The following is a 6690-nucleotide window of genomic DNA, read 5'->3' on the forward strand; positions in this document are numbered from 1 at the left end:
ATCCCCAGCCCCGTCGCCGTCGCCGTCGGCGTCTGTCGGCGACGCGGTCGTCAAGATCGCCGGGCCGGCGCCGGCCGAGGACACCACGGTGGACGGCCGGCCCGCCGGGGCGCGCTGAGCACCGCCGCGCAGCGCCGTTGCCCTCACGGTTGCCGCCGGGGGACGTTGCGCATCCTGCTCAGCTGGTAGGCGAGCATGCTGTGGACAAGCTCGTGACGCTCGCCCAGCTCCGCCCGCGCCCGCTCGACCAGGTGCGCGCAGCGCGCCGTCGCCTCGGCCTGCTGGCCCTGATCGTGCAGGTCGCTCTGGCGATCCCGGGCGCGCAGGAGCCCGAAGTGGGCGGCGAACCACAGCGGATCATCGACCTGCGCCGTCGCGGCGCACCGGTCGGCGATCACGGTGAACCGGTGCGCGGCCTGACCGGGCCGACCCAGGGCGAGCAGGGCCTCGGCGTTACGTAGCTCCTCGCGAACCCAGGCCGGTGACGGCGGGAGATCGGCCACCGCCCCGGGCCCACCCGGCCGGGCGCGGCGGCCGGCGTTCGCCTCCGCCGCCGCGCCACCCGGGCCGGGATAGGGCGGTTCGACGGCGGGCTTGGCGCGCCCGGCACGCACGGCGGCGAGTAGCCGCATGCGGGCGGTGTCGCGGTCGAGGCCGAACAGGTCGACGGCGCCGAGCTGACCCAGCAGCCCCGGCCGTGGGCAGTCCTCGACCCGGACGGTCAGCAGCGCGCCGGTGTGGCCGGCGGCACCCTGACGCCAGGCGCTCTGCCACTGCGCCGGCGTCTCGGCGGAGGCCAGGTAGGCCGCGGAGAGTACGGCGAGGGTGGGCAGGGCATCGGCGACGGTCTGATGCAGACGGTCGACCAGGTGGGTACCCGCGGCGAAGTCCCACGCCTCGATCAGCGCCATGTAGCCGGCCTCCTCCAGCTGCCAGGCGATCCACTGCGCCCACGCCAGATCCGCGCCCACACAGGAGACGAAGATCGCCTTTCGGGATCGCGGCATCGTCAATGCCTGCTCCTTCACAAGTCATGAACCGGGTCAGGGTTTCGCCGCCGCCACCGAAAGGTGGGTCGGCGGATACGCCGGCGGCCGGCACCATCGTGCCATTCCGCGTTTCGCAGACCCTAGCTGACAATGCCGGGAACGGGCACGCGGGTACCTCGTCGACACACATGAACAATCACCAGGCCGATACCGGGTTCGCGACACAGGAAGTCGCATCACGCCGGCTGTCGCGACATCCATGTCGCATCCGCACGACGACTTCGGTCGCAACTGGAAACGCGTCGGGCGAAGGAACCATGCAAGACGTTCCGTACACCACTCTCGCGCGCTCACCAATCCCGATCGCGACGCCACCCCGCGCATCTTTCGCGAGTCGTAGCAGCGGTTCCCGGTGACCACCGCCCACCGACTCCAGGCCCGCGACTCCACCGACCCAGGCCCGCGACCTGACTGACGCATCGCGCGGCCGGACGCCCCCGTAACGTCCCCGAAACGTCCCAGCGGACCCTTTCGCGACATACCCCATGCAGGCTTTTGGCGGGCGACACGCCACACGGCCATTCGCGCTCGTCACCTCTGGAGATCCACATCGTTCTTCATTTTCATTCACATTCCTGGGAATGCACGGAACAAGACCATGAAGGAAATTGTGCACCGACACCCGGAGGCTTTCCCTGCCGCACGTGAATGCACGTTCGTCGCGCCACAGCCCGGGGATCCGCGCCACGGCCCAGGAGATCCGCAGGACGGCCGTGGCCGCCGCGGGCACCGTCGTTGCTCACGGCGACGGCGGACGCGCCTACGGCTGTGAGTACGCGGGGCAGCGCGCAGCTGCACGGCTGGGGGGCGCATAGCCGGGGGGTGACCGGATGTGGCTCCCGGTCCGGGGTGTCGAGGCCACCCGGCGCCGCACGCCGCACGCCCGACGCCGACGGTCGGCGCATCCGGCGCCCGACCACGGCATCCGCATTCGGCGAGAAACCAGCGCACCGGCCAAAAAACAGTGGCATATGCATCGCCATAGGCGCGGGAATCGGCTGTCGTCGTCCGCGAGAGCCGTCTTCCCACCACACCCGGCGCCGCGCACCGGCGTCACTGGCGCGGCGGCACCGCCCTGGCGGCGATCGTCACCGCCGGCGGCCGCGGCGCACCGTCGCCAAGCTGACCTGCGTCGTCGCGCCGTCCCCTGCGGACGCCGCCCACCCGGGCGCCGGGCGCACCCGGCATCGACGTCGCACCGGCCGGCGCCCGACTCGCCGATGCGTGCCGACCCGGACGCCGCACGCACACAGCACGGAACATGGCGACGCCCGCCGTCCACCGGTGAGCGCGCCCGAGGCGCTCCACGCTGCGCCCCGGCCCCGGCACGGGCACGGGCCGCACCCGGCGCAGGCGATGACGTTCGGCGGGATCCGGCCCGGTGCCCGCGGGTGGTGTGCGCGGTTTCATCAGCGGCGGGCAGGCCGTGCAGCGACGCCGGTGGTGTTCACTCGAACCGGTGGCGACGCCGAGGGTCCGCCGTGCTGCGGTGCGCCGATCGTCGAAGCCAGGTAGCCGCGGACGAGAAGCGGTGAGAAGAGGATGGTGGTCCGCCGTGCGTGTGGACATCTGGAGTGACGTCGTCTGCCCGTGGTGCTACGTCGGCAAGGCCCGGTTCGACCGGGCGCTCGCCACGTTTGCCCATCGCGACGAGGTGCAGGTGCGCTTCCACTCCTACGAGCTGAACCCGACCCTGCCCCGAGGTCGGTCCGAGTCGCTGCTCGCCGCGCTGGCACGCAAGTTCAGCGACGTGCCGGCCGACGAGATCGCCGGCATGGAGCACCGCGTCGCCGACGCCGCCCGTGACGAGGGGCTGGCGTACCGTTCCGACCGGCGCAACGGCAACACCTTCGACCTGCACCGGGTGCTGCACCTGGCCGGCGAGGCGGGCCGGCAGGCCGAGGCGGTCGCCGCGCTCAACCAGGCGCATTTCGGTGCCGGCCGGGACGTGTTCGACCACGACATCGCCGTCGAGGTGTTCACCAGCGCCGGTCTGGCGCCCGCCGAGGTGCGCCGGGTCCTGGCCGGCGACGACTACACCGAGCGGGTGTTCGCCGACGAGCGGGCCGCCCACGACATGCGCGTCACCGGGGTGCCGTTCTTCGTCGTCGACCGCACCCTGGCGGTGACCGGGGCGCGCCCGGCGGACCTGTTCGCCCGCACTCTCGACCAGGCGTGGGCGCGCCGCGCGCAGCGGGTCGCGTGACCGAATCCGATACGGTCCACAACATGATCAGCGCCCAGGAGCCGGCAGGAGAAGACACCGACGCCGACATTGACGCCGACGCGCGTGAGCTGCACCGCCGGCATGCCCCGTCGCCGTCGGCGTTCACGCTCGTGCACACCCACTGCCGCATCGTGTGGGACATCGCCGCCGGGCTGCTGGCCACGGGTCGCGCGCCGCAGGCCGACGCGGGGCTGGTACGCACCGGGGCGCTGCTGCACGACATCGGCGTCTACCGGCTCTACGACGACGCCGGCCAGCTCGATCACGCCCAGTACCTGCGCCACGGGGTACTCGGCCATGAGCTGCTCGCCGCCGACGGGCTGCCCGAGACCGTCTGCCGTTTCGCCTCCTGCCACACCGGCGTCGGGCTGACCCGCGACGACATCGCCCGCGGCAACCTGCCGCTGCCCCCGGGGGACTACGTCGCGCAGACCGTCGAGGAACGGCTCGTCATGTACGCCGACAAGTTCCACTCGAAGAGCCATCCGAGGAGCTTTGTGACCGCGGACGCCTACCGCGGCTATGTCCGCCGCTTCGGCGCGGACAAGGTGGCCCGGTTCGACGAGCTGACCGCCGAGTTCGGCGTGCCGGACCTCGCCGCCCTCGCCGCCCGCCACGCCATGACCGTCCGCGGCGACTGAGCGGCCGCGATGCCCGCCCGCCGCGGCGGGCGGCAGGCTCAGCGCAGCAGCTCGGCGAGGGTGTCGACCTGCGCGGGGTCGTCTGGCATCACCGTGCCCACGGATCCTGCACGGGCAGAGGGACGCCGAGGCGGCCGGCGATGCGCCCGGAGGCGAACGCGGACATCTCCCGCAGCCCGACCGCGCCGAGGCGGTGTATCCCGGCGACCTCGGCACCGCAGAGCTGCTCGCACGCCTGGGCCCGGTCGTCGTCGCCGACCAGGCGGTAGGCGCCGGCGAGATCACTCAGCACCGTCGGGTAAAACCCGTACAACGGCAGCGGTACCTCGCAGTGCGCAAGATAGGACTGGCGGACCTGCTCGGCTGCGGTCACCGCCCGCAGGCACCAGCAGAGCCGGTCGTGCGGGTCGTCCTGCAGGCAGGCCATCGTCCGGGCGCAGTCGACGCGCAGGGGGGCGTCGTCGATCGGGCTCAGCTGCCGCCACACCATGGTGAGCAGGCGGCGGGCGGCCTGGGGGCGGCCGCCGCGGGCCAACGCGAGGCCGCGTTCGATCCGCTCCGCCCGGGGGTCCGTTGCGTGCATGGGCCGTCCTCCTCCAGCTGTGGCCGCCGCGGTGCAGGGCGACAGGTGTGCACGGCGATCACGATAGGACGCGGCACCGACAGTTTCCGTGCCCACAGCGCCGACGCCGACCGGCGAGCGATGCGACTGCTGACCCAGGCGGATGCTGACCCAGGCGGATCGCCGGGGGAACGCGACGGAATATCGTGGCCGGGATGACCCTCCTGGCCCGGCCCGCCACCCGGTGAGCGGTGAGATCGTGGCCCACGGCGACGCCGTGCGCTCCACCGACGCCGTGCGCTCCACCGACGCCGTGCGCTCCACCGACGCTGTCACCCCCCGCGCGCTGCCCGCCCCGCCGGGGCCGGCCGCCGGCGGCGGCGGCGCGGCGCCGGAGCTGCCCGCCGACCTGGCCGCACGGGTTGGGGACTACGCCCGCGCGGCACGCTCGGCGTCGACGTGGCGCGCCTACGACAGCGACCTGCGCCAGTTCCGCGCCTGGTGCGCCCACCAGCCGGCGGCACCCAGCGCGCTGCCGGCGAGCCCCGCCACCGTCGCCGGCTACCTGGCCACGCTCGCCGACGCCGGCTACCGGCCCTCGACGATCCGCCGCCGCCTCGCCGCGATCTCCGTGGCCCACCGGCTCGCCGGCCAGCCCAACCCGGCCATCGCGCCCGAGGTCGGCGCCGTCTGGGACGGCATCCGCCGCACCCGCGGGATGCGCCCCACCCGCAAGACCGCCCTGGACACCGACCTGCTCACCCGGGTCGTGGCGGGCCTCGGCGACGACGTCGCCGACCTGCGCGACCGGGCGCTGCTGCTCATCGGCTTCGCCGGCTGCCTGCGCCGCTCCGAACTGGTCGGCCTCGACGTCGCCGACCTGGTCGAGACACCCGACGGTCTCATCCTCACGATCCGGATGTCCAAGACCGACCAGGAGGGCGCCGGGGCGCTGGTCGGCATCGCCTACGGCTCCTACCGGCCGACCTGCCCGGTGCGGGCATGGCGGGCCTGGGCGGACGGCGCCGGGTTGCGTGAGGGCCCGGCGTTTCGCGCGGTCAACCGGCACGGCCACGTCGGCGCGACGAGGCTCTACCCCGGGTCGGTGGCTCGCATCGTGCAGCGCCGCGTCGCCGCCGCCGGGCTCGACCCCGCCGACTTCGCCGGGCATTCGCTGCGCTCCGGGTTCGCCACCGCCGCCGCCCGCGCCGGCGTCGCCGACCGGTCGATCATGCGCCAGGGTCGTTGGCGCTCGTCGGCGTCCCTCGACGGCTACATCCGCGCCGGGCGCCTGTTCGACCGCGACAACCCCTCCGGCCGCGTCGGGCTGTGACCGGCTGGCGGCGCTCCCGCTGGCGAGGACGGGCCTGCAGGCTGGGCAGGCTCCCAGCGGCGTGATCGGCCGCACCGCCGCCAGGACAGGCCGACCATGATCGTGTTCTCGTCCGTCGATGAGCGTGGCAGGCTACCGGGTGTGAGCATGGGTGGCGCCGCGGCAGAGCCGGACCCCGGCGCGGGCGCGGACGCCCCCCGTCCCGGCCGCTCCGGCACCTCCGGCGGTCCGGACGGCGAGATCCAGGCGCCGGCAGCGGGCCCGTCGTGGGACATCATCGTGTCCCACACCGTCGCCGAGCCGGACGCGGCCTGGGCGCGCTGGCTGTGCTGGCAGCTCGCCCACGCCGGCTATCGGGTGCTCAGCCACCCGCTGGTCGCCGCCGGCCCGTCGGCACAGGCGGCGGGCGGATCCGCGCCGGTCGATCTCGACCGCCATCACACCCTCGGTGGGGAGATCCTCGTCATCTGGTCGGCGGCGTACCGGGCGCAGACGGCCCGGTCGGCCGACGCCGGGAGGGGCCGGCCCGCGCCGAACGCCGATCCCGGCGCCAGCCCCCGTCCCCCCGGGGCGAGGCGGCCACTGGCCGGCGCCGGGACAGGCGCGGGGCCGCAGTCGCACCCGGCCTCGACGACGTCGCCGACCGCCGCCGACGGCCCCGGTCCCGGTGGCGGTGGCCCCGGTGGCGGTGGCCCCGGTGGCGGTGGCCCTGGTGGCGGTGGCCCTGGCGGTCGGATCATCCTGGTACGTATCGAGGACTGCTCGCGGCCCGCGCCGTTCGCCAGCCTGCTCGCCTTCGACCTGTTCGGCCTGGACGCGACGCTCGCGCGGGACTGGCTGTTGCGCCAGGTCACCGTCGTCGCTCCCCGGCCCACGGC

At 74.3% G+C, this 6690-nt stretch carries 5 protein-coding genes and 1 pseudogene; 4 read left to right on the forward strand and 2 right to left on the reverse strand.

Features of this window, described 5'->3' with window-relative positions; genetic code table 11:
- Positions 1–143: 143 nt before the first annotated feature.
- A complete protein-coding gene (locus tag NBZ85_RS25530; protein ID WP_261559370.1) occupies positions 144–1007 on the reverse strand; it encodes a toll/interleukin-1 receptor domain-containing protein in 864 nt (287 codons plus the stop codon).
- Between the two features lie 1597 nt (positions 1008–2604).
- On the opposite strand from NBZ85_RS25530, the gene NBZ85_RS25535 reads away from it, so the two are divergent.
- Both NBZ85_RS25535 and NBZ85_RS25540 read left to right on the forward strand, forming a co-directional pair.
- A complete protein-coding gene (locus tag NBZ85_RS25535) occupies positions 2605–3255 on the forward strand; it encodes a DsbA family oxidoreductase (RefSeq protein WP_261559369.1) in 651 nt (216 codons plus the stop codon).
- Positions 3252–3917, forward strand: a complete 666-nt coding sequence (locus NBZ85_RS25540) for an HD domain-containing protein (protein WP_261559368.1) — start codon at positions 3252–3254, stop codon at positions 3915–3917. The genes NBZ85_RS25535 and NBZ85_RS25540 overlap by 4 nt, the downstream gene beginning before the upstream one ends.
- An 88-nt stretch (positions 3918–4005) precedes the next feature.
- Here NBZ85_RS25540 and NBZ85_RS25545 read toward each other — a convergent pair whose 3' ends face one another.
- The gene (locus tag NBZ85_RS25545; RefSeq protein WP_261559367.1) at positions 4006–4500 is read right to left on the reverse strand and encodes a hypothetical protein; all 495 of its coding nucleotides are present in this window, start codon (positions 4498–4500) and stop codon (positions 4006–4008) included.
- A gap of 238 nt (positions 4501–4738) precedes the next feature.
- Here NBZ85_RS25545 and NBZ85_RS25550 point away from each other — a divergent pair, with 238 nt between their 5' ends.
- Positions 4739–5812: a tyrosine-type recombinase/integrase gene (locus NBZ85_RS25550; protein ID WP_261562736.1), complete on the forward strand. Its 1074-nt coding sequence runs from the start codon at positions 4739–4741 to the stop codon at positions 5810–5812.
- Positions 5813–5908: 96 nt separating this feature from the next.
- A pseudogene (locus NBZ85_RS25555) lies at positions 5909–6690 on the forward strand (hypothetical protein); the annotation flags it as partial.

This window comes from Frankia tisae (genome assembly GCF_025403405.1).
In the GTDB taxonomy this organism is placed as follows: Bacteria; Actinomycetota; Actinomycetes; order Frankiales; family Frankiaceae; genus Frankia; species Frankia tisai.